This is a genomic window from Limnohabitans sp. TEGF002, from assembly GCF_055395845.1.
Genome location: NZ_AP029224.1, coordinates 670,205 through 691,460, shown reverse-complemented (window position 1 = coordinate 691,460; position 21,256 = coordinate 670,205). Strand labels below are relative to the sequence as shown.

The window sequence follows — 21,256 nt, the reverse complement described above, 5'->3', positions numbered from 1 at the left end:
TCTCCGAAAGGGAAACTTGGCGCGATTCTTAGGGCTCGCACTTGCCCTTGTCTGACAGGCAACCAACAAATACTTACAGACCAATCGTAAACCCTTGGTATTTATTTCACATGGCGACAAATTACCCTTTACCAAGGGTAATCCCTTGAAATTTTTTAATGCCGATGCCCCAAACCATGGGGGCTGAAAGCATTCAAGCCCATGTTTTATCTCCACCTAAAACCATGGCCAGATCCATTACAGTCGGACGCTCAGCACCCTTGCCTTGAACCTTGCAGCTCATACACATCGATCCATGAACGACAACACCTTTGACTACATCATCGTGGGCGGAGGCACCGCAGGGTGCCTCTTGGCCAACCGCCTGAGTGCCGATGCCAGCAAGCGCGTGCTGCTGATCGAAGCCGGTAAAAAAGACGACTACCACTGGATCCACATCCCGGTGGGCTACCTGTATTGCATTGGCAACCCACGCACCGATTGGCTTTACCAAACCGAGGCCACTGAGGGCCTGAACGGGCGCAGCCTGCGCTACCCGCGTGGCAAAGTGCTGGGCGGTTGCTCCAGCATCAACGGCATGATTTACATGCGCGGCCAGTCGCGCGACTACGACCAGTGGGCGCAGATGACAGGCAACGACGCATGGCGCTGGGACCAGGCGCTGCCCTACTTCAAGCTGCACGAAGACCACTACAACGGTGCCAACGAATTCCACGGTGCCAAAGGGTCCAAATCTGAATTGCTGGCCCCCAAGGACTTGCCCAAAGGCAGTTACCTGCACACGCTGCGCGGTCGCAACACCGGCGGCGAATGGCGCATCGAAAAGCAACGCCTGCGCTGGGACGTGCTGGATGCGTTTTCACAAGCCGCGCAGCAAGCGGGCATTCCGGCCACCGACGACTTCAACCGGGGCAACAACGAAGGCGTGGCTTACTTTGACGTGAACCAGCGCAGCGGCTGGCGTTGGAACACGGCCAAGGCCTTCTTGCGCCCCACCTGCTATTCGCGACCCAACTTTGAGCTGTGGAACAAAGCGCAAGTGTCCAAACTGATCATCGAAACCCAAGCCAACGGCGAAAAGCGCTGCACCGGGGCACAGGTGTGGACGGGCTTGGAGATGGTCGAGGTCAAAGCCACACAAGAGCTGATTTTGAGTGCCGGCAGCATCGGGTCTGCGCAAATTTTGCAGCTCTCGGGCATTGGCCCAGCGGCCTTGCTTCAGGACAAAGGCGTTGAAGTGCAGCATGACTTGCCCGGCGTGGGCGCCAACCTGCAAGACCATTTGCAGATCCGATCGGTCTACAAGGTCAAAGGCGCCAAAACCCTGAACACCCTGGCCAACAGCTTGGTAGGCAAGGCCATGATTGGCCTGGAATACGCCTTCAAACGCTCGGGCCCCATGAGCATGGCGCCCAGCCAGTTGGGCGCTTTCACCAAGAGCGATCCATCGCAGCCGCACGCGAACTTGGAATACCACGTTCAGCCGCTGAGTTTGGACGCGTTTGGTGAGCCGCTGCACAGCTTTCCGGCCATCACGGCCAGTGTGTGCAACTTGAACCCGACCAGCCGAGGCACCGTGAATATCACCAGTCCGCGGTTCGAAGACGCTCCCGCCATTGCGCCGAATTACCTGGCCACCGCAGAAGACCGCAAAGTTGCCGCCGACAGCCTGCGCGTGACGCGCCGCATCATGGCGCAAGACGCGATGAAACCTTTTGCACCCGAAGAATTCAAACCCGGCATTCAGTACCAAACCGATGAAGAACTGGCCAAACTGGCCGGGGACATTGCCAGCACCATCTTCCACCCGGTGGGCACCACCCGCATGGGGCGAGACGACGATCCGATGGCTGTGGTCAATGGGCGACTGCAGGTCCGCGGCATTGCGGGTTTGCGTGTGGTGGATGCGGGCGTGATGCCGACCATCACCAGCGGCAACACCAACAGCCCGACGCTCATGATTGCAGAAAAAGCGGCGCAATGGATTGCGGAAGATGCCGCGCAACGCATCACCCATTGACATGTCATCCCGACTACGCTTTCGCAAACGGGTTTTGACCACGGTGCTTTTGGGCATCTGGGGCTGCATGAACTTTGTATTGCCCTTTTTTGCCCACGACTTGTCGTTCACCTTGTGGGGATGGCCCCTTCACTTTTGGCTCAGTGCACAAGGATCGCTGCTGGTGTTTTTGGCGATTGTGACCTTGTACGCTTGGCTGGTGAACCGCTGGGAAGCAGATGAGGCAAAGTCGTCTGAAGACAAAACCCCAACTTAACCGGCGCGTTTGATCCCGACTGCGCACTGGTCAGGGGCTTGCCAATCGGGGCCGTCAAACCAGGGATCGCCTTGCAGATAGGCCCGCAGCATGGGCAGCGCATCTTGCCCCCAGAACACACGGCCATCGACCACCCAGCTGGGCACACCAAACACACCCTGCTCAATCGCCTCTTGACTGTGCGTTTGCAAAGTCTGCTTGACCTGCGCACTGCCGGGGTCTTGCGCCGGTGCCAGCTCGGCTGTCAGGGTCGACAGGCGCTCGGGATCGGCGGCATCCAACCCGGTGCACCAAACGTGGCGGAAAATTTTCTCGCACACATAACGGCTGGGTTCGCCATCGGCATCACACGCGGTGGCCAGTCGCAACAAGCCCAGCGGGTTGAAAGGGTGCATGGCGGGCAGCTGCAAGGGCGTGCCCTGCTGACGCGCCAACCACAACACCTGCCGGTACGTCCAATCGCGCTTGGCGGGGATTTCTGCCGGTCCCAGCTGGCCGTGGTGCTTGAGCATGGCGGCAAACAGCACTGGTTTGTGCACCACGCGGTGGCTGATGCCCTCCAAAGCACGGGGGAACGCATCAAAACCGAGCCAAGCGTAGGGGGAAATGAAATCGAAATAAAAGTGAATGGTTTTCATGGTCTGGTGCCATCTCGGCAGACAAAGCGCTCAGCGCTCCATCGCCTGTCGCTGGAGCAATCGCTGAGGAATTTGCGCCCACACCTCACGCTTTTCTTCATCGCTGGCCCGGCTCCAGCCGCCGATTTCGGGCAGCGTGCGCAAGCAGCCATCACACCAGCCTGCGCTGGGGTGCATCAGGCACAGCGAGACGCAAGGCGATGGCACCGAGTTGGGCGCAGGCGGCACTGGCTCTGCCAATACTTGGGCAGCACGTTCACTGAGTTTTTTCCAGTAATGCGCGCTCATGCGGAGGCCTCTGACATGGCTTGAACAACATCCACCACAGGCGCATCGGTCAGGCGCTTGAGGTCTTCTGGCTGCAACTGAAACACCCCATGCGGATGCCCTGCTGCGGCCCAAACCACCTCAAAACGCCACAGGTCCTGGTCGAGCAAGGTGACAGGCGGGTTCAAGTGCGCCACAGGTGAGACGCCGCCAATGCTGAAACCTGTTTGCGCCTTCACAAAATCGGCATCGGCTCGCCCGACCTTGCCCACCAATGCCGAGACTTTCTTTTCGTCTACACGCCGATCGCCCGATGTGACCACCAGCACGGCCACCCCGTCTTCCTTGCGCTTGAAGATCACGCTCTTGGCGATCTGACCCAGCAACACACCTAGGCCGTCGGCAGCCTCTTGTGCGGTGCGCGCTGCACCGTCGAGCATGAGCGGTGTGTGGGGGTGGTGGGCAGCTTGCAAAACCTTGGCCACACGTTGCACGCCTTCAGGCATGGCATGAAGTTCGGCGCCACACATCACTCAACCTGCCCGCTTGTTGAGGATGGCCTTGGCCACATTGGAGTTAGGCTTGCGGCCCAAAAAGTCGCTGATGAACGCGCCGGCATCGACCAGTTTGTCAAGGTCAATGCCTGTGGTGATGCCCATGCCGTGCAGCATGTAGACCACGTCTTCGGTCGCCACATTGCCCGTTGCGCCTTTGGCATAGGGGCAGCCCCCCAGTCCTGCCACCGAAGACTGGAAATTCCACACGCCCATTTGCAATGCGGCCAAGGTGTTGGCCAAAGCCTGACCATAGGTGTCGTGGAAGTGGCCACAGATGCGGTCGATGTCGAAATGCTTAAGGGTGGCCTCGATGGCGCGCTGCACCTTGAGCGGTGTGCCGGTGCCAATGGTGTCGGCCATGTCCACGCGCTGCACGCCAATCTGCTTCATCAAGCCTGCCAAATGGGTCACACTCTTGGGAGACACATCCCCCTCATAAGGGCAACCCACGGCGCAACTCATGGCTCCGCGCACGGCAATGCCTGCAGCCAGCGCAGCCTGCACCACGGGTGCAAAACGCTCGATGCTTTCTTCGATGGAGCAATTGATGTTCTTCTGACTGAAGGCCTGGCTGGCGGCTGCGAACACCACGATTTCATCTGGGCGTGACGCCACCGCCGCTTGGTACCCCACCATATTGGGCGTGAGAACCGAATAAAGCACACCCGGTTTTCGCTGAATGCCCGCCATCACTTCGGCGTTATCGGCCATCTGCGGCACCCACTTGGGGCTGACGAAACTGGTGACCTCGATTTCGGTCAAGCCTGCGGCCTGAAGGCGGTGCACCAATTCAATCTTGACCGCGGCGGGCACAGGCTGCTTTTCATTTTGCAAGCCGTCGCGGGGGCCGACGTCGATGATTTGAACTCGGGAAGGCATAGACATAAGGTTTCTCTTTCTGTTCAATAGCCGCGCTGCGAATCCACAACGCCATTGATCGCTTGGCCACGCTGCAAAGCTTGGATTTTGCCAACGATCTGCGCGATGCTTTCCTCGCGCAGGGTGCGGGCCGATGTGTGCGGCGTCACGGTGATTTTCGGGTGACGCCAAAATGGGTGATCAACAGGCAGTGGCTCGGTGCGGAACACGTCGAGCGTGGCCCCAGACAAGTGGCCGCTGTCGATCAGGGTGATCAGGTCTTCTTCGACCAGGTGCTTGCCGCGGGCCACGTTGATGACGTAGCCGCCTTGTTGCAGCAGCGACAAATTGGCATGGTTGAGGATATTTTCCGTCTCAGGGGTGAGTGGCATCAAATTCACCAGCACGCGCGTGGCGGCCAGAAAACCAGGCAAAGCCTGCGCGCCGCTGAAGCAGCGGATGCCCGGCAGGTCTTTGGGGCTGCGGCTGAAGCCGTTGACGGGAAAGTCAAACACCTGCAGCGCTTTGGCCACACGCTCACCCAATACACCCAAGCCCATCACGCCCACCGCAAAGTCGGCCCGGCTGCGGGGTTTGCGGTAGGACCATTTGCCCGCTTGCGTGTCGGCGTCGTAGACGTCGAATTCGCGAAAATGCCGGATTACCGCATGGCACACGTATTCGGCCATTTGCACCGACATACCGGCGTCGTCCAGACGCACCACCTTGAGGGCGGGCGGCAGTTTCAACTGGAGCAAAGCGTCGACCCCTGCGCCGATGTTGAACAGGGTTTGCAGACCCGGCTGCTGGTCGATGAACTGCTGGGGCGGCGCCCAGACGATGGCGTGGTCTGCGGGCGGCGCACCAGGGGCCCAGGCCGACACATTGGCCAGTGGAAGGGCTTGTTGCAGGCCCTGTACCCAAGGGTCCGCCGAGAGGCCAGAGAAACAAACAGTGAGCTTCATAGGGCTATTTTGTCAGCAAGCGCCTGACCGAGGTGTCACCAAGGGCAAGGACTTCCTGCTCAAGCCCGTCAGTTGCCTTTTGTGGGAGCGAGCCCTGCTCGCGAATGCGCACCCAGACTGAGCAGGTATTCGGCCGCAGGGGCAGCCGCCCACAAGCGTCTGAGCACGCCTCAGCTGCAAACGCCTCACACCGCCAGCTTGAGCAGCTCTGCCCCGTCGGCGACCTGGTCTCCCGGGGCGTAGAGCAACTCGGCCACGGTGCCATCTTTGGGCGCGCTGATGGTGTGCTCCATCTTCATGGCTTCCATCACCGCAAGGGCCTGCCCCGCTTTGACCTTGTCGCCCGCCTTGACGGCAAAGGACACGACCTTGCCCGGCATCGGAGCCGTCAGACGTCCGCCCTCTTGCGCAGCTTCACCGGCATGCGCCAATGGGTCGAGCACGGTGATGCGGGTCGCGCCCTGAGGCGTGAAAATGTGCGCGGTCTCGCCTTGCCAGTCGATCTGACTGAAGCAACGCGCACCGCCCCACTGCACCCACAGGCCTGCGCCATCGGGGGCAAAGTTCAATGTGCCCGACACAGCTTCTTCGCCTTCCAGCGAGAGGCTCAGAGCACCGTCGTGCAAATAGCTCAGGCGGGCCGAGCGGGGCTGGTCTTGCCAAACAAACTCAAAGCGGCGCTGCGCCACCCCGTGTGACTGCCAGCCATCGCGGCGGCTGAACGGGTCTGCACCCTGCAAAGCCTTGTCGGCCTGCAAGCTGTGCGCCACCACGGCCGCCACAGCGGCGGGCAAACCCACCTTGTCTTGCTTGAACAAGACGGCGGCTTCGCGCTGGATGAGCGCGGTGTCGAGCTTGGCCGTGGCAAAGGCCTCGCTTCGCACCACATGACGCAAGAACTGCACATTGGTGTTCAGGCCCACGATGTGGGTTTGCGCCAGCGCGGTGTCCAGGCGCGCCAGCGCCTGCTCGCGGGTGTCGCCATGCACGATGAGCTTGGCCACCATCGAGTCGTAAAACGGGCTGATGGTGTCGCCTTCGCGCACGCCATCATCGATGCGTACCGTGCTTCTTTCAAAGCTTGCGGCTTGCGGCTTGCGGTAAACCTGCAAGGTGCCCGTGGCAGGCAAGAAGTTGTTGTCGGGGTTCTCGGCGCAGATGCGCGCCTCAATCGCATGGCCCTGAATGCGCAGCTGATCCTGGCGCAAGGGCAGCAGCTCGCCGCTGGCCACACGCAATTGCCACTCGACCAGGTCCAGGCCGGTGATGGCCTCGGTGACGGGGTGCTCCACCTGCAAGCGCGTGTTCATTTCCATGAAGAAAAAGCGCATGGATTCAGGTTGGTCATAAGCGGTTTGCTCGACGATGAATTCCACCGTGCCCGCGCCCACGTAGTTCACAGCCTTGGCCGCAGCCACAGCCGCTGCGCCCATTTGTGCACGCAGGGCTTCGGTCATGCCGGGAGCCGGCGCTTCTTCCAACACTTTTTGATGGCGGCGTTGCACCGAGCAGTCGCGTTCGAACAAATACACGCAGTTGCCGTGGGTGTCGCCAAAGACTTGGATCTCGATGTGGCGTGGACGCTGCACGTACTTTTCGATCAGCACCGCATCGCTGCCAAAGCTGTTGATGGCTTCGCGTTGGCAACTGGCCAGCGCAGCTGCAAAGTCTTCTGACTTTTCAACCACGCGCATGCCCTTGCCACCACCGCCTGCGCTGGCTTTGATGAGCGCGGGGTAACCGATGCGGTCGGCCTCGGCTTGCAACAGCGCCGGGTCTTGGTCAGCACCGTGGTAACCAGGCACCAGCGGCACACCGGCTTGCTCCATCAAGCGCTTGGATTCGGCTTTGAGGCCCATGGCCAAAATCGCCGAGGCGGGCGGGCCGATGAACACCAAACCCGCAGCGGCGCAGGCTTTGGCGAAGTCTTCGTTTTCGCTCAGAAAACCATAACCGGGGTGCACGGCCTCGGCGCCCGTGGCCTTGGCGGCCTCCAGAATCCGCTCCCAGCGCAGGTAGCTGTCTTTGGGGGCGCTGCCGCCCACATGCACGGCTTCGTCGCAGGCCTGCACATGCTTGGCCCCGGCATCCGCGTCTGAGTAAACAGCCACCGTCTGGATGCCCATACGGCGGGCAGTGGCGGCAACGCGGCAGGCGATTTCGCCACGGTTGGCGATCAGAATTTTTTGGAACATTTGAAGTCTTTCTCAGCTCGTTTAAGGTTTCCACACCACGTGCTCATCCACCGCATACAGCAGACAAGGGGTTTTGGCATTTTTTTGGCAATTGCTCAACGCGCTGGCAAGAGGGTCATCTCCACCATTGGCCCAGCCCCAAGCACCCGAACTTGACAAGGCGAAAGCTCTGGGAAAGGGTCTAGCGAGAAACGCCCCATAGCCTTTTCGCCCGCCATCTTTCAAGTGCGGGATTCGATCAATCTCTTTTAGATCAGCCCATTGCGTTGCCTCTGGCTTCGGTGTTTTTCCAACTGTGCCGTACTGAGGAAAAATCAACGCAGTCGGCATACCGTGCTGCAGTAGTTTGGCTTCAACACTGGGCCACCAAATGGACAGTCCGTCAGGGCTCGCAAACATGCCATGCGCATCTGAACCAAAGGCACCAAAGGCATTCAGCTCAGCCTTGCCACCCGCTTCAACATAGGCTTGATGCGCAGGCTTGATGACTTCGGGCGGGAAAAAGCTGTCATTGGCACCGTAAAACCATAGCGAGTCAACCTTCGCCTTTTTGCCATAGGCATTGAACGCATCTTTCAATGCCAATTCCCACTGGCAACCTTGGGTGTACTTCAGCCCGCCTGCAAAATTGACAACAAATTTGATGCCTGAATGCGGGTCTTGCGCGTAAGCGAGCGTGGTCAAACCGCCATGGGATTGGCCCAACATGATCATCCTCTGAGCGTCCGCCCATGGCTGCTGCACCACCCACTTCATCACCGCATGGATGTCGTCCGCTTGCGCTTCGCCATTGCCCGCTATGTTGCAACCTTCTCCGACAGCCGCGCCTCCTGATTTGGAGAACCCCTGGCGCATGGGCAATATGACGGCGTAACCCCTTTGGAGAAATTGCCGAGTCACAAAAATCGCCCGCTCACGTCCCTGCAGACGGTTATTTCCAAAGCTTTTCCCATGATTGATGATCACCACAGGAAAAGGGCCTTCTCCCTCTGGTTTAAAGATCGTCGTCTCCAAATTCACGGCAAATAAACGGTTGTTCTTGATCGCCACAATCGACTCACCCAAACCGGCTATCGGTTCTTGCGCCTGTGCCAAACAAGTCCACAGCGCAAGCGCTATGACACCGAGCCAAGTCTTCGATTTCATGAACATCACCTCAGCCAATTGGGTTTTCGTTTTTGCAAGAAGGACTGCACGCCCTCCTTGCCTTCGCTGCTGGCGCGGATGTCGGCAATGCCCGCCACCGTCTGCGCTATCAGTGCGTCGTTGATCTCGCGCTCGGCCACGTCCTGCACCAGCTTTTTGCAAGCACGCACGGCATGGGGGCTGGCGTTCACCAACGCTTGGGTTAGCTCGGCCACTTTGGCGTCCAGCGCGTCGGCGGCCACCACCTCGTGCACCAAACCGATGCGGTGCGCCTCGGCCGCACCAAAGCGCTCGGCCGTCAAGAAGTAGCGGTGCGCCGCACGCGTGCCCATGGCGCGGATCACATAGGGGCTGATGGTCGCCGGGATCAGGCCCAGCTTGACTTCGCTCAGGCAGTAATGGGCCGTGTCCAAACTCACCGCCATGTCACACGCCGCCACCAGGCCCATGCCGCCGGCGTACACGTCGCCTTGCACGCGGGCGATGGTGGGTTGGGGGCATTCGTAAATGGCACGCAGCATGGCGGCCAACTCGCCTGCGTCGGCCAGGTTTTCTTCGCGGGTGTAGTCGGCCATTCGCCGCATCCAGTTGAGGTCTGCGCCGGCGCAAAAGGCGGGGCCCTCGGCGGCCAACACCACGCAGCGCACCGATGCGTCTTGCGCCACCGCCAGAAATGCGTTTTTCAGCTCGGCGATGACCTCATCGTTGAAGGCGTTGCGTACATCGGGGCGCGAGAGCGTGATGGTGTGCACGCCATTTTGGGTGGACATGTTCAGGGCTTGGCTCATGCTTTGGAGGCCTGTTCAGTTTGGAGGAAATACACCATGTCCAGCTCAGGACAGGGATGGCCCATCGCCGTCAACGCCGCCGTGATCTGACCCCGGTGGTGGGTGGCGTGGTTGAACACATGCGCCAGCGTGGCTGCAAAGGGCAAGGACTGGGGCACGCCCTTGCTGGTCTGGTAGTCCAGTTGGCTGTCAAAGCGCTCTGCGGGCAAGTTGACCATCAGGTGCGACCAGTTCGCCGCGCCGCCGTTCAGAGCTTGCGCCAAGCGTTCGCGGTGGGGTTCCACCTCGGTGTTCAGCGCCAGCACCGGCGATGTGCCTTTGGCAAAACGCGCATACCAAAGCAGGTGCTCGGCCACCAGCATGTGGTTCAGCGTGCCGTGGATGCTTTTGAAAAACAGACCCACGTCGCGTTGGTAGTCTTCGGCTGACACGCGTGAGACCGCTTCGAGCAAGCGGCGTGTGGCCCAGACGTGGTAACGTGCCAGACCGCTGAAGTGGGTGTGCCAAGTCGATGTGTTCATTGTGGCCATGTGTCCATTCCTTCAAGTCGTGTGAATTTGAATGGTCATGCACATCACATGCGGAAAAGTCCAAATTTCGTCTCAGGGATCGGCGCATTCAGCGAGGCACTCAAGCCCAGCGCCAGCACCCGGCGCGTGTCGGCCGGGTCGATCACGCCGTCGTCCCAAATGCGGGCAGTGGCGTAATAAGGATGACCCTGCACTTCGTACTGCTCTTTGATGGGGGCCTTGAAGGCGGCTTCTTCGTCGGCACTCCATTGGCCGCCCTTGCCCTCGATGCCGTCACGCTTGACGGTGGCCAGCACGCTGGCCGCTTGCTCACCGCCCATGACGGAGATGCGGGCGTTGGGCCACATCCACAAGAAGCGGGGGCTGTAAGCGCGCCCGCACATGCCGTAGTTGCCCGCACCAAAGCTGCCGCCAATGATGATGGTGAACTTGGGCACAGCGGCCGTCGCTACAGCCGTGACCATCTTCGCGCCATTGCGGGCGATGCCTTCGTTTTCATATTTGCGGCCGACCATGAAGCCGGTGATGTTCTGCAAAAACACCAGCGGGATCTTGCGCTGGCAGCACAGCTCGATGAAGTGCGCGCCCTTGAGGGCCGACTCGCTGAACAAGATGCCGTTGTTGGCGATGATGCCCACCGGCATGCCTTCGATGCGGGCAAAGCCACAAATCAAGGTGGTGCCAAAGCGCGATTTGAATTCGTCAAACTCCGAGCCGTCCACGATGCGGGCGATGATCTCGCGCACGTCAAAGGGCTTGCGTGTGTCGGTCGGGATCACGCCGTACAGTTCTTTGGCCTCGTACTTGGGCGGCACGGGCGTGTGTGTGGCAATGTTGGGGGCCTTTTGCGCATTCAGATTCTTGACGGCCTGACGCGCCAAAGACAAAGCGTGCACATCGTTTTGCGCCAAGTGGTCGGCCACGCCCGACAGGCGCGTGTGCACATCGCCACCGCCCAAATCTTCGGCGCTCACCACCTCGCCGGTGGCGGCTTTGACCAAAGGCGGGCCGCCCAAAAAGATGGTGCCCTGGTTTTTCACGATGATGGTTTCGTCACTCATGGCGGGCACATACGCGCCGCCTGCGGTGCAGCTGCCCATGACGACTGCGATTTGCGCGATGCCTTGCGCACTCATGTTGGCCTGGTTAAAGAAGATGCGGCCAAAGTGGTCACGGTCCGGAAAAACCTCGTCCTGGTTGGGCAGGTTGGCCCCACCCGAGTCGACCAAATAAATACAAGGCAAGCGGTTTTGCTGCGCGATTTCTTGCGCACGCAAATGCTTTTTGACGGTCATGGGGTAGTAGGTGCCGCCCTTCACCGTGGCGTCGTTGCAGACGATCATGCAGTCCACACCGCTCACGCGGCCAATGCCCACGATCACGCCCGAGCTGGGCGCATCGTTGTTGTACATGTTGAGTGCGGCCAGCGGAGCGACTTCGAGGAAAGGCGTGCCGGGGTCGAGCAGCATCTGCACACGGTCACGCGGCAGCAGCTTGCCCCGGGCGGTGTGCTTGGCGCGGGCGGCTTCTCCACCGCCTTGGGCCACGCGCTCCAGGTGGGCGCGCAAGTCATCCACCACAGACTGCATGGCGGCGGCGTTGGCCGCGAATTCGGCCGAGCGGGGGTTGAGTTGAGAGTGCAAAACGGTCATGGTGCTTCCAATGGAATCGCGTACAGCCGACAGCATAAGGTGCAGCCTTGGCCATGAAAAGGCCATATGGGTTGCAAATCCTGCCAAAATACCCATACATGTCGACCCCCACACCGCCCTCACGCGCAGAGACCCCGATCGCTTTCATTCAAGCAATGCTTCGGGCTTACGAACAACGCGGCATGGACCCACAACAAGCCCTGCAAAAGGCACAAATTGCGCCAAGCTTGCTGAAGCAGCCGCAAGCCCGCGTGACCGCCTTGCAGATGGAATGGATGAGCGAGGCCGCCATGCGCGAGCTGGACGACGAGGCGCTGGGCTGGTTTCGCCGTCGCCTGCCTTGGGGCAGCTACGGCATGCTGGTGCGTGCTTCGCTGACGGCCCCCACCCTGGGCGTGGCACTGGCCCGCTGGTGTCGGCACCACAACCTGCTGACCGACGACATCCGGCTGAACCTGAGCACATCGAACGGGTTGGCCCACATCGAACTGCACGAACAGCACGACCTGAAGAACCTGCGCGAGTTCTGCACCGTGTCGGTGCTGCGCAATGCGCTGGGTGTGGCCTGTTGGCTGACCGATTCGCGCATTCCGCTGGCTGCGACGCAATTGCACTTTGCGCCACCACCCCACATCGACAGCTACCGCGTGCTGTTTGACGTCCCCAGCCAATTCAACACCGCGCACAGCCAGCTGAGCTTTGATGCAGGCTACCTGCAGCTGCCGGTGCGCCGGGACGAAGCCGCCCTGCAACGCATGTTGCAGCGTGCCCTGCTGCTCACGGTGCGACCTTACCGGCGCGACCGCCTTTTGGTCGAAAAAGTGCGCCAAACCCTGGCCGAACACCCCGAACACAGCCGCAATGCCGACGATCTGGCCGCATGGCTCAACCTGTCACCCCGCACACTGCACCGGCAACTCAAAGAAGAAGGCGCCAGCTTGCAGCAACTCAAGGACAGCGTGCGGCGTGACCTGGCCACCGACTTGCTGCTGCGCACCTCACGCCCGATCAAACAAATCGCAGCCGAGGTGGGGTTTCACAATGAGAAGAGTTTCATGCGGGCGTTCAAGGGGTGGACGGGGGTGACGCCCGACGAGTTCCGCACCAGTCGCCAGGGCTAAGCCAAACCCCAACCCAAGCGATCAACCCAGACGCAACTCGTGCATGCCCGTGAACACGCGAGCGGCCCCAGCTTGCATCAGCGGCGCATGCTCGGCAGGTGGCGCGGCATAGGCCCACACGGTGGCTCCGGCCGCCACGCCCGCTGTGATGCCCACCGTGGTGTCTTCAATGACCAGGCAACGTGCCGGATCAATTTGCAAGTGCGCGGCAGCGGCCAAGTACACATCGGGGTGTGGTTTGCTGCGCGGCATCTCGTGCCCGCTGAAAATGCGTCCTTCAAAAAAGTGGATCAGGCCCACCTGCTTGAGCATCATCTCGACCTTGAAGCGGTCTGCGCCGGAAGCCACCGCAATGCGGCCCTGGCAATGGTCATGCAGATGCGCCACCGCTTCGTGCACGCCGTCAATGGCGGTGATGCTTTGTGTCAGGCGTTCGTTGCGGCGCGCAAAAAACTGCTCCAGCCACGCATCGGTCAGGGGCTGGCCGGTGTGCGCTTCGATGGTTGTACGCTGGCTTTTGACGGTGTGGCCCACAAAACGCTGCATGCATTCGGCCAGCGTCATGCGCCAGCCTTGCTCTTCAAACATGTCGCGCAGCACGCCACAGGTGATGGCTTCGCTGTCCACCAGCACGCCGTCGCAGTCGAACAAAATGGCTTCAAAGTTCATGCGGGCGATCATACGGTCTGTCACTGGGGTTGCTCAAAGCTCTTCGCCATCCACATAAAACCAGCGGCCGTCTTCGCGCACAAAGCGACTGCGTTCGTGCTGGCGCACCGCTTTGCCGCCCACCCGAAAACGCGCGACAAATTCGACCTCGGCGGTGTCAGTCCCGGTGACGCGGTGGTGCTTGATCTCCAAGCCCAACCATTTGCCGCCCGTTTCGAGCGTCAGCTCGGCAGGGCGCTGGGTGGGGTGCCAAGTGGCCAACAAATAAGGCACATCGCCCCGCACAAAAGCGCTGTAGCGCGAGCGCATGAGGCGTTCGGCATCGGGTGCAGCCTGGCCTGCGTGCAGGGGGCCACAGCAATCGTCCAAGGCCAGCCCTTGGCCTTTGGGGCCGAGGCGACCACACGGGCATGGCGTCGCCATCAAGCGCCTTTGCGCGCCGCGCTTTCGGCCTTGTGTTGTTCCATGGTGACAATGGGGGCCGCTGCTTTTTTCCAGGCCGCAAAACCGCCGTCGATGTGAGCGACGTTGGTCATGCCCATGTCTTGCAGGGTTTTGGTGGCCAGGGCGCTGCGCCAGCCTGCGCCGCAAAACAAGACGAACTGCTTGCTTTCGTCCGCGAACACGGGTTTGAAGTACGGCGATGCCGGGTCCACCCAGAATTCGAGCATGCCACGCGGGGCCACCAAAGCGCCGGGCAAGGTGCCATCGCGCTCAAGCTCGCGCGGATCGCGAATGTCCACGATTTGCACGGCCGGGTCGGCCAGGCGCGCTTGCACCTCGGCCACGCTGTGCGTGGTGACCTGGGCCATGGCCTCGTCGACAAGCGTTTGGAATCCTTTGGTGATGGGCATTTCAGTCTCCTAGTGATTATTGAATAGCGTCGATTGAAGGTGGGTTTATTTTCGCCAAAAGTGCGAGCTGAACAACACCAACACCGACAGCAGTTCCAGTCGGCCCAGCAGCATGGCAAAGCTCAAAACACTCAATTGAAAAGGGTTCAGACCACCGAAATTACCCGAAGGACCCACTTCACCCAGACCAGGCCCGATGTTGTTGACGGTGGCAATGACGGCCGAAAACGCGGTCACGATGTCCAAGCCGCTGAGCAAAAGCAACATACTCAGTCCCATGGTGGCACCGCCATAAATCAGCATAAAGCCCAGCACCGCCGTCATGACCGACATGGGAATCACCGCGCCGCCCAGTGTCACCGGGTTGATGACACGTGGGTGAATGATGCGCACCAACTCACGCCGGGCTTGCTTGACCAGCAACACCATGCGCACCATCTTGATGCCACCGCCCGTGGAGCCTGCACACGAAGCAAAGCAACCCAGAAACATCAACAAAATCGGTGCAAACACTGGCCACTGCGCGTAATCGGTGGCGGCATAGCCGGTGGTGGTGGCCAAGGACACCACATGAAAGGCGCTGATGCGCAAGGCCTCCAGGGCGTCGTTGTAAACACCATGCACCATCAAGAGCGCCATGACCAACAACGTGGCAGCCAACAAAACACCCAAGTAAGTGCGAATCTCCCGGTCATTGCTGATGGGCAAAATGGAGCGACTGCGCAGCACCACAAAGTAGCGCACAAAGCTGATGCCCGCCAGGGTCATGAACACGATGGCAACCCACTCGATCGTGGGCGAGTTGAAATGTCCAAAGCTGGCGTCGTACGACGAAAAACCGCCCAGGCCCATGGTGGTGCACATGTGCATGAAGGCATCGGCCCAGCTCATACCGGCCCAGCGGTAAGCCAGCAGGCACGCGCCCGAAAACAAGAAGTACACGCCCCACAGTCCGCGCGCCGTCTCGGCAATGCGCGGGGTGAACTTGGTGTCTTTCATCGGACCCGGCGTTTCGGTTTTGTAGAGCTGCATGCCACCCAAGCCCAACATGGGCAACACCGCCACCACCAACAGCATGATGCCCAAACCACCAATGAGCTGCAAAAAGCAGCGCCAGATGTTGACCGAGACCGGTAAATGATCGAGTCCCGACAAAGCCGTTGCCCCGGTGGCTGTGAGCGCGCTCATGGCCTCAAAGTAGGCTTTGAACCAGGTGATCTCGGGCACCAAAAACATGAGGGGCAAAGCCGAATAGGCCGGCAAGACCAGCCACACCATGTTGACGAGCAAGAAGCCGTCTTTGGTCTTTAATTCACGCTGGTGCTGCTGCGTGATGAATGCCAACACCAAGCCGCTCAAAGCCGTCAAACCAAAACCGGCCAACCAGATCCACTGCAAATCGCGGTGGTCTTCAAACCAGGCCCAAATGCCAGGCACCAAAAACGTCACCGAAAACGCCATCAGGATGCGTGCCATCAAAGACAACACGGGAGCGAAGAAGGTGAACATCAACCGAAGAAGGTCGCACTGACCTGGAAGAGTTTTTCCACCGCACGCACATCGCGCTTATTAGGAATGAACAAGACGATGTGGTCATTGGCTTCGATCAGGGTGTCATGGTGCGGCATGAGCACTTCGGCATTTTTGCCCTCACCACGAACAATGGCCCCCATGCTCACGCCCTGTGGCAGCTTGATTTCCTCAACGCGTCGCCCCACCAGCTTGGAAGTCTTGATGTCGCCACGCGCGATGCCCTCCAAGGCCTCGGCCGCGCCCCGGCGCAGGCTGTGCACCGCCGCCACATCGCCCCGGCGCAAATGCGCGAGCAACTCGCCGATCACGGTTTGCGCGGGCGAGATCGCGATGTCGATCGTGCTGCCTTGCATCATGTCGGCATAAGCGCGTCGGTTGATCAAGGCCATCACACGCCTTGCGCCCATGCGCTTGGCCAGCATGGCCGACATGATGTTGTCCTCGTCGTCGCTGGTCAGCGCCAGGAACAAATCCATCTCGCCCACGTTTTCTTCGTGAAGGAGGTCTTCGTCGGCGCCGTCGCCATTCAGGATCAGCATGCTTGAGGGCAACTGACTGGCCAGGTATTCGCAGCGTTTTTTGTCGCGCTCGATCAACTTCACGTCGTACTGGCCCGCCAGAATGCGCGCCAAGCGCAAACCCACTTTGCCGCCACCGGCCAGCATCAGGCGCTTAACCGGTTGGTCCGTCTTGTGAATGCCCGCCAGCACAAGGGGAATCTTGCGCGTATCGGCCAGCACAAACACCTCATCGCCAGGCAAGATGCACGTCTCGGGCAACGCGTCCACTTGCGCATCTTGCCGGTACAGGGCCACCACGCGCATCTCGGCATCCGGCAAGCGATCACGGAACTCGGCGATGGTGTGATTGACCAGCAGGCTATCGGCCGCCGCACGCACCACGATCAGGCTGACACGTCCATCGGCAAATTCAAGCACCTGCAAGGCCTCGGGGTACTCAATGAGCTGCTCGATGTAGCGCATCACCGACTCTTCGGGGCAGATTACATGGTCCACCGCGAAACCGGACTTGCCCAGCAACTCATCGCCCTCGTTGAACTCGGGCGAACGCAGGCGGGCAATGGTGGTGGGGACATTGAAGACGTCGTGGGCGATCTTGCAAACTACGAGATTCGACTCGTCGGCCGCCGCGCAGGCAATCAGCATGTCGGCATCTTGCGCCCCGGCTTCGCGCAGCACCGAGGGCTGAATGCCGTTGCCCACCACGCCGCGCAGGTCCAAGCGCTCTTCCAGCAACCGCAGGCGTGCCGGATCCTGGTCGATGACGGTGATGTCGTTTTGCTCGGAAACCAGACTCTCAGCAACGCTTTCGCCCACACGGCCCGCACCCAGGATGATGATGTTCATGGGGCAGGATGATACGTGAGCGGTGGCTCAAAAGGGCTATTTTGGCGCTCAAAGCGCCCGTTGAATGATGATTTTCTGCACGTCGCTCGTGCCTTCGTAAATCTGGCACACACGCACATCGCGGTAGATGCGCTCGACCGGAAAATCGCTCACATAACCATAGCCACCCAAGGTCTGGATGGCGGCAGAACAGACTTTCTCAGCCGCTTCGCTGGCGAACAGCTTGGCCATGGCCGCTTCTTTCAGGCAGGGGCGACCCGCATCGCGCAAGCTGGCCGCGTGCCAAATGAGTTGGCGTGCGGCTTCGAGTTGTGTGGCGCAGTCGGCCAAACGGAATCCCACCGCTTGGTGGTTGAAGATGGACGTGCCAAAGCTTTCGCGCTGCTTGGCGTAGTCAATCGCCACATCGAGTGCGCTGCGGGCCATGCCCAAACTTTGCGCAGCGATGCCGATGCGCCCGCCCTCCAAAGACGACAAGGCGATCTTGTAACCCTCGCCCTCTTGGCCGATCAGGTTTTCGGCGGGGATGCGGCAGTTGTCAAAGTTGATTTGTGCGGTGTCGCTGGAATGTTGGCCCAGCTTGTCTTCCAAACGCGCCACGTTGTAGCCGGGTGTGCGGGTGGGCACGATGAAGGCGCTCAGGCCTTTTTTGCCTGCGCCTTTGTCGGTCACCGCGATCACGATGGCCACGTCGCCGTTTTTACCGCTGGTGATGAACTGCTTGACGCCGTTGATGACGTAGCCGTCACCGTATTTCACAGCGGTGGTGCGCAAAGCCGAAGCGTCGGAGCCTACATGCGGCTCGGTCAGGCAAAAAGCGCCGAGCATCTGGCCTTGGGCCAGGGGCGTGAGCCACTGCGCTTTTTGCACGGCGTTGCCGTACATCATCAAGATGGCATTCACCGGGCAGTTGGTCACGCTGATCACGGTGCTGGTCCCGCCGTCACCGGCCGCGATCTCTTCGAGCACCAGCGCCAGCGTCACATAGTCCAGGCCCGCACCGCCAAGCTCCTCGGGCACGCAGATGCCATAGGCACCCAACTCGGCCAGGCCCTTGTGCACGTCTTTGGGGAAGTGGTGCTTCTTGTCCCACTCTGCGGCGTGGGGCCACAGCTCGCGCTGGGCAAAGTCACGTACGGCATCGCGGATCATTTCCTGGTCGGAGGTCAGTAGCATGTCGGTCTTTCAGTGTCGGTCACCAGGGCAGCGTGCTGCCATCGTGGTTCAAAAATGCGCCACGGTGTTTCGGGTCGCGTTGCGCAAGGACATGGCTCAGCGTCTGGCGCAAGCTGCTCGCGCTTTGCTCGGGCGTCAGCGGTGCAGCCGCCCCGCCCATATCGGTCTGCACCCAACCGGGGTGGATGGCCAGCACGGTGATGTCCGACTGCTCAGCCTGGGTGCACCGGACCACCATGTTGAGCGCCGCCTTGCTCACGCGGTACAGCGCCGCATTGCCACTGGTGGTCTCTTGCATGCTGCCCATGATGGAGCTGATGCAGGCGATCACACCTTTGGTCTCTTGAACCATGGGTGCGATTTGCGGGATGACCTGCATCGCGCCCATCACGTTGGTGTGCATGACGGCATCGAAACTTTCGCGAGTCGGCGGGATGCTGGCGCTCGCTCGGTCCATCGCGCCCGCCACGTAGATGGCCAGGTCAACCTTCTCGCCGTCAAGCTGCCAAGCCAGACCTGAGTTGCTGGCCGGATTGGCCACGTCCACGCGGAGGGTTTGCGCGCCCATCGACTTCAGACGTTCAAGCCCCTCATCGCTGCGGGCTGTCGCGATCACTCGCCAGCCATCTGCGATGTACTGGCTGGCCAGTTCAATGCCGATGCCGCGCGATGCGCCGATGAGCAGGACCGTCGGCATTCGTCAGACCAGTTCCAGCGCCACGGCCGTGCCTTCGCCGCCGCCGATGCACAGCGTGGCGAGGCCCTTCTTGAGACCACGGGCTTTGAGCGCGTGGATCAGCGTGACCATGATGCGGGCACCTGACGCGCCAATGGGGTGGCCCAGCGCGCACGCGCCGCCGTTGACGTTGACCTTGTCGTGCGGGACATTCAGCTCTTTCATGAGCGCCATAGGCACCACGGCAAAGGCTTCGTTGACTTCCCACAGGTCCACGTCTTGCACCGTCCAGCCCGCTTTGGCCAAGGCCTTTTGGGTCGCACCCACGGGGGCGGTGGCAAACCACTCGGGCTCTTGCGCGTGGGTGGCATGGCTCACGATGCGGGCCAGCGGTTTGCAGCCCAGCTTGGCAGCGGTGCTTTCGCGCATCAGCACCATGGCGGCCGCGCCGTCGTTGATGGATGAGCTGCTGGCGGCGGTGATGGTGCCGTCTTTCTTGAAGGCGGGCTTGAGCGATGTGATCTTGTCGAGCTTGACTTTGCCAGGGCCTTCGTCGATGGACACCACGCGTTCGCCGCTGCGGTCTTTCACCGTCACAGGTGTGATCTCTGCGGCAAAGGCACCCGACTCGGTGGCGGCTTTGGCGCGCTGCACACTGGTGGTGGCAAAGTGGTCTTGCTCGGCACGGGTGAAGCTGTATTTGGCCGCGCAGTCTTCGCCAAAGGTGCCCATGCTGCGGCCGGCTTCGTAAGCGTCTTCCAGGCCGTCGAGCATCATGTGGTCGTAAATTTTGTCGTGGCCCATGCGGTAACCACCACGGCCCTTGAGCATGAGGTAGGGCGCGTTGGTCATGCTTTCCATGCCACCGGCCACCAGCACATCGTGTGTGCCCGCCACCAGCATGTCGTGCGCAAACATGGCCGCGCGCATGCCCGAGCCGCACATCTTGGACAGCGTGACCGCGCCCGCGCTCTTGGGCAAACCGCCCTTGAAGCCCGCTTGACGCGCCGGCGCCTGACCCTGGCCTGCCATCAGGCAGTTGCCAAACAGCACTTCGGTGACCAACTCAGGGCTGATGCCTGCGCGGTCCACGGCAGCTTTGATGGCTGCGCCACCCAGGTCGTGGGCGGCCAATGGAGAAAAGTCGCCCTGAAAGCTGCCCATGGGGGTGCGGGCAGCGCTAACGATGACGATGGGATCGGACATGGTTTTCTCCAGAAAATTGAACAAGGAAATTTACTTTGGACTTTCGGTTCAGCGAAAGAAATCAAGCAAAAGATCTATGAGGGTCAGCCAGTGCCAAGCTTCAAAGACCGCCGCGTGGATAACGTTTGAAGGCGTTGCGGAACACGTCCACCACCTCGTGACTGCCGCTCATGCTGACACCCAGGTCTTTGGCCAGGCCATCTTTGAGGCCGTAGCACCAACCGTGCACGCTGAGCTTTTGCCCGCGTGACCAAGCGTCTTGCACCACATTGGTCAGAGCCACGTTGCCCACTTGCTCAATCACGTTCATCTCGCACAGGGCATCTTCTTGCTCGGGCACGGTCAGATGGTCCAGGCGACGGCGGTGGCGCACCTTGACGTCGTGCACATGGCGCAACCAGTTATCGGCCAGGCCCACGCGCATGCCACGCAATGTGGCCAACACGCCGCCACAGCCGTAATGCCCCACCACCATGATGTGCTCGACCTTGAGCGCATCCACCGCGTACTGGATGACCGACAGCGCATTCAGGTCCGAGTGCACCACCACGTTGGCCACATTGCGGTGCACAAAAACCTCGCCCGGGTCCAAGCCGGTGATTTGGTTGGCGGGCACGCGGCTGTCGGAGCAGCCGATCCACAAGTACTTGGGATTTTGCTGGTTGGCCAAGCGCGAGAAAAACGCCGGGTCATCGCGCACCATGCGCTCAGACCATTGGCGGTTGTTGTCCAGAAGTTGTTGCAGTGAAGTAGTCATGGGGAGATTGTCGCTGGACAGGCCT

Annotated in this window: 22 protein-coding genes; 3 read left to right on the top strand and 19 right to left on the bottom strand. The window is 60.6% G+C overall.

All coding sequences use genetic code 11. The annotated features are described in order from the left end of the window. The first annotated feature begins 295 nt into the window (after positions 1–295). Complete coding sequence (locus tag ACZ5SR_RS03535; RefSeq protein WP_464450200.1) at positions 296–2,020, top strand: GMC family oxidoreductase; 1,725 nt, start codon at positions 296–298, stop codon at positions 2,018–2,020. 1 nt (position 2,021) lies between these two features. Continuing rightward, positions 2,022–2,276 carry a DUF4212 domain-containing protein gene (locus ACZ5SR_RS03530; protein ID WP_464450199.1) on the top strand — a complete coding sequence of 85 codons (255 nt, stop codon included), beginning with the start codon at positions 2,022–2,024 and terminating at the stop codon, positions 2,274–2,276. Here ACZ5SR_RS03530 and ACZ5SR_RS03525 read toward each other — a convergent pair. The 10 genes from ACZ5SR_RS03525 to ACZ5SR_RS03480 form a co-directional block, all read right to left on the bottom strand. Then, the gene (locus ACZ5SR_RS03525) at positions 2,273–2,914 is read right to left on the bottom strand and encodes a DsbA family protein (RefSeq protein ID WP_464450198.1); all 642 of its coding nucleotides are present in this window, start codon (positions 2,912–2,914) and stop codon (positions 2,273–2,275) included. The genes ACZ5SR_RS03530 and ACZ5SR_RS03525 overlap by 4 nt on opposite strands. Positions 2,915–2,944: 30 nt before the next feature. After that, the gene (locus ACZ5SR_RS03520) at positions 2,945–3,202 is read right to left on the bottom strand and encodes a DUF1289 domain-containing protein (RefSeq protein ID WP_464450197.1); all 258 of its coding nucleotides are present in this window, start codon (positions 3,200–3,202) and stop codon (positions 2,945–2,947) included. Then, positions 3,199–3,711, bottom strand: coding sequence for a YbaK/EbsC family protein (locus tag ACZ5SR_RS03515; protein WP_464450196.1), 513 nt, complete (start codon positions 3,709–3,711; stop codon positions 3,199–3,201). The genes ACZ5SR_RS03520 and ACZ5SR_RS03515 overlap by 4 nt, the downstream gene beginning before the upstream one ends. Before the next feature lie 3 nt (positions 3,712–3,714). Beyond that, positions 3,715–4,623: a hydroxymethylglutaryl-CoA lyase gene (locus ACZ5SR_RS03510; RefSeq protein ID WP_464450195.1), complete on the bottom strand. Its 909-nt coding sequence runs from the start codon at positions 4,621–4,623 to the stop codon at positions 3,715–3,717. Between the two features lie 17 nt (positions 4,624–4,640). Beyond that, the gene (locus ACZ5SR_RS03505; protein ID WP_464450194.1) at positions 4,641–5,561 is read right to left on the bottom strand and encodes a 2-hydroxyacid dehydrogenase; all 921 of its coding nucleotides are present in this window, start codon (positions 5,559–5,561) and stop codon (positions 4,641–4,643) included. Positions 5,562–5,746: 185 nt separating this feature from the next. Beyond that, on the bottom strand, positions 5,747–7,756 hold the full coding sequence (locus ACZ5SR_RS03500; RefSeq protein ID WP_464450193.1) for an acetyl/propionyl/methylcrotonyl-CoA carboxylase subunit alpha: 2,010 nt from the start codon (positions 7,754–7,756) through the stop codon (positions 5,747–5,749). 21 nt (positions 7,757–7,777) lie between these two features. Continuing rightward, entirely contained in the window at positions 7,778–8,902 is a 1,125-nt protein-coding gene (locus ACZ5SR_RS03495) for a dienelactone hydrolase family protein (RefSeq protein WP_464450192.1), read from the bottom strand. Positions 8,903–8,907: 5 nt separating this feature from the next. Then, positions 8,908–9,690: an enoyl-CoA hydratase/isomerase family protein gene (locus tag ACZ5SR_RS03490; protein ID WP_464450191.1), complete on the bottom strand. Its 783-nt coding sequence runs from the start codon at positions 9,688–9,690 to the stop codon at positions 8,908–8,910. Next, positions 9,687–10,220 carry a DinB family protein gene (locus ACZ5SR_RS03485; RefSeq protein WP_464450190.1) on the bottom strand — a complete coding sequence of 178 codons (534 nt, stop codon included), beginning with the start codon at positions 10,218–10,220 and terminating at the stop codon, positions 9,687–9,689. The genes ACZ5SR_RS03490 and ACZ5SR_RS03485 overlap by 4 nt, the downstream gene beginning before the upstream one ends. Positions 10,221–10,264: 44 nt before the next feature. After that, positions 10,265–11,872 (bottom strand): carboxyl transferase domain-containing protein, encoded by a 1,608-nt coding sequence (locus tag ACZ5SR_RS03480; protein ID WP_464450189.1) that lies wholly within the window; start codon positions 11,870–11,872, stop codon positions 10,265–10,267. A 98-nt stretch (positions 11,873–11,970) separates the two neighbouring features. On the opposite strand from ACZ5SR_RS03480, the gene ACZ5SR_RS03475 reads away from it, so the two are divergent. Next, positions 11,971–12,993 (top strand): AraC family transcriptional regulator, encoded by a 1,023-nt coding sequence (locus ACZ5SR_RS03475; protein ID WP_464450188.1) that lies wholly within the window; start codon positions 11,971–11,973, stop codon positions 12,991–12,993. A gap of 21 nt (positions 12,994–13,014) precedes the next feature. Here the strand turns inward: ACZ5SR_RS03475 and ACZ5SR_RS03470 are convergent, their stop codons facing one another. The 9 genes from ACZ5SR_RS03470 to can form a co-directional block, all read right to left on the bottom strand. Continuing rightward, on the bottom strand, positions 13,015–13,662 hold the full coding sequence (locus ACZ5SR_RS03470) for an HAD family hydrolase (protein WP_464451007.1): 648 nt from the start codon (positions 13,660–13,662) through the stop codon (positions 13,015–13,017). Positions 13,663–13,695: 33 nt separating this feature from the next. Then, on the bottom strand, positions 13,696–14,085 hold the full coding sequence (locus tag ACZ5SR_RS03465) for a YchJ family protein (RefSeq protein WP_464450187.1): 390 nt from the start codon (positions 14,083–14,085) through the stop codon (positions 13,696–13,698). Continuing rightward, a complete protein-coding gene (locus ACZ5SR_RS03460; protein WP_464450186.1) occupies positions 14,085–14,516 on the bottom strand; it encodes a rhodanese-like domain-containing protein in 432 nt (143 codons plus the stop codon). Before ACZ5SR_RS03460 ends, ACZ5SR_RS03465 begins: the two co-directional genes overlap by 1 nt. Positions 14,517–14,561: 45 nt before the next feature. Continuing rightward, complete coding sequence (locus ACZ5SR_RS03455; protein WP_464450185.1) at positions 14,562–16,025, bottom strand: TrkH family potassium uptake protein; 1,464 nt, start codon at positions 16,023–16,025, stop codon at positions 14,562–14,564. Beyond that, positions 16,025–17,416, bottom strand: a complete 1,392-nt coding sequence (gene trkA / locus ACZ5SR_RS03450) for a Trk system potassium transporter TrkA (RefSeq protein WP_464450184.1) — start codon at positions 17,414–17,416, stop codon at positions 16,025–16,027. The genes ACZ5SR_RS03455 and trkA overlap by 1 nt, the downstream gene beginning before the upstream one ends. Positions 17,417–17,464: 48 nt before the next feature. Continuing rightward, positions 17,465–18,592, bottom strand: coding sequence for an acyl-CoA dehydrogenase family protein (locus ACZ5SR_RS03445; protein WP_464450183.1), 1,128 nt, complete (start codon positions 18,590–18,592; stop codon positions 17,465–17,467). A 19-nt stretch (positions 18,593–18,611) separates the two neighbouring features. After that, positions 18,612–19,289 carry an SDR family oxidoreductase gene (locus tag ACZ5SR_RS03440; RefSeq protein WP_464450182.1) on the bottom strand — a complete coding sequence of 226 codons (678 nt, stop codon included), beginning with the start codon at positions 19,287–19,289 and terminating at the stop codon, positions 18,612–18,614. 3 nt (positions 19,290–19,292) lie between these two features. Beyond that, a complete protein-coding gene (locus tag ACZ5SR_RS03435) occupies positions 19,293–20,474 on the bottom strand; it encodes an acetyl-CoA C-acyltransferase (RefSeq protein ID WP_464450181.1) in 1,182 nt (393 codons plus the stop codon). Between the two features lie 100 nt (positions 20,475–20,574). Continuing rightward, on the bottom strand, positions 20,575–21,231 hold the full coding sequence (gene can, locus ACZ5SR_RS03430) for a carbonate dehydratase (RefSeq protein ID WP_464450180.1): 657 nt from the start codon (positions 21,229–21,231) through the stop codon (positions 20,575–20,577). Positions 21,232–21,256 lie beyond the last annotated feature (25 nt).

Coding starts and splice junctions, on each gene's coding strand:
- ACZ5SR_RS03535 (WP_464450200.1), top strand. CDS start 296: ATGAACGACAACACCTTTGACTACATCATCGTGGGCGGAGGCACCGCA.
- ACZ5SR_RS03530 (WP_464450199.1), top strand. CDS start 2,022: ATGTCATCCCGACTACGCTTTCGCAAACGGGTTTTGACCACGGTGCTT.
- ACZ5SR_RS03525 (WP_464450198.1), bottom strand. CDS start 2,914: ATGAAAACCATTCACTTTTATTTCGATTTCATTTCCCCCTACGCTTGG.
- ACZ5SR_RS03520 (WP_464450197.1), bottom strand. CDS start 3,202: ATGAGCGCGCATTACTGGAAAAAACTCAGTGAACGTGCTGCCCAAGTA.
- ACZ5SR_RS03515 (WP_464450196.1), bottom strand. CDS start 3,711: ATGTGTGGCGCCGAACTTCATGCCATGCCTGAAGGCGTGCAACGTGTG.
- ACZ5SR_RS03510 (WP_464450195.1), bottom strand. CDS start 4,623: ATGTCTATGCCTTCCCGAGTTCAAATCATCGACGTCGGCCCCCGCGAC.
- ACZ5SR_RS03505 (WP_464450194.1), bottom strand. CDS start 5,561: ATGAAGCTCACTGTTTGTTTCTCTGGCCTCTCGGCGGACCCTTGGGTA.
- ACZ5SR_RS03500 (WP_464450193.1), bottom strand. CDS start 7,756: ATGTTCCAAAAAATTCTGATCGCCAACCGTGGCGAAATCGCCTGCCGC.
- ACZ5SR_RS03495 (WP_464450192.1), bottom strand. CDS start 8,902: ATGAAATCGAAGACTTGGCTCGGTGTCATAGCGCTTGCGCTGTGGACT.
- ACZ5SR_RS03490 (WP_464450191.1), bottom strand. CDS start 9,690: ATGAGCCAAGCCCTGAACATGTCCACCCAAAATGGCGTGCACACCATC.
- ACZ5SR_RS03485 (WP_464450190.1), bottom strand. CDS start 10,220: ATGGCCACAATGAACACATCGACTTGGCACACCCACTTCAGCGGTCTG.
- ACZ5SR_RS03480 (WP_464450189.1), bottom strand. CDS start 11,872: ATGACCGTTTTGCACTCTCAACTCAACCCCCGCTCGGCCGAATTCGCG.
- ACZ5SR_RS03475 (WP_464450188.1), top strand. CDS start 11,971: ATGTCGACCCCCACACCGCCCTCACGCGCAGAGACCCCGATCGCTTTC.
- ACZ5SR_RS03470 (WP_464451007.1), bottom strand. CDS start 13,662: ATGAACTTTGAAGCCATTTTGTTCGACTGCGACGGCGTGCTGGTGGAC.
- ACZ5SR_RS03465 (WP_464450187.1), bottom strand. CDS start 14,085: ATGGCGACGCCATGCCCGTGTGGTCGCCTCGGCCCCAAAGGCCAAGGG.
- ACZ5SR_RS03460 (WP_464450186.1), bottom strand. CDS start 14,516: ATGCCCATCACCAAAGGATTCCAAACGCTTGTCGACGAGGCCATGGCC.
- ACZ5SR_RS03455 (WP_464450185.1), bottom strand. CDS start 16,025: ATGTTCACCTTCTTCGCTCCCGTGTTGTCTTTGATGGCACGCATCCTG.
- trkA (WP_464450184.1), bottom strand. CDS start 17,416: ATGAACATCATCATCCTGGGTGCGGGCCGTGTGGGCGAAAGCGTTGCT.
- ACZ5SR_RS03445 (WP_464450183.1), bottom strand. CDS start 18,592: ATGCTACTGACCTCCGACCAGGAAATGATCCGCGATGCCGTACGTGAC.
- ACZ5SR_RS03440 (WP_464450182.1), bottom strand. CDS start 19,289: ATGCCGACGGTCCTGCTCATCGGCGCATCGCGCGGCATCGGCATTGAA.
- ACZ5SR_RS03435 (WP_464450181.1), bottom strand. CDS start 20,474: ATGTCCGATCCCATCGTCATCGTTAGCGCTGCCCGCACCCCCATGGGC.
- can (WP_464450180.1), bottom strand. CDS start 21,231: ATGACTACTTCACTGCAACAACTTCTGGACAACAACCGCCAATGGTCT.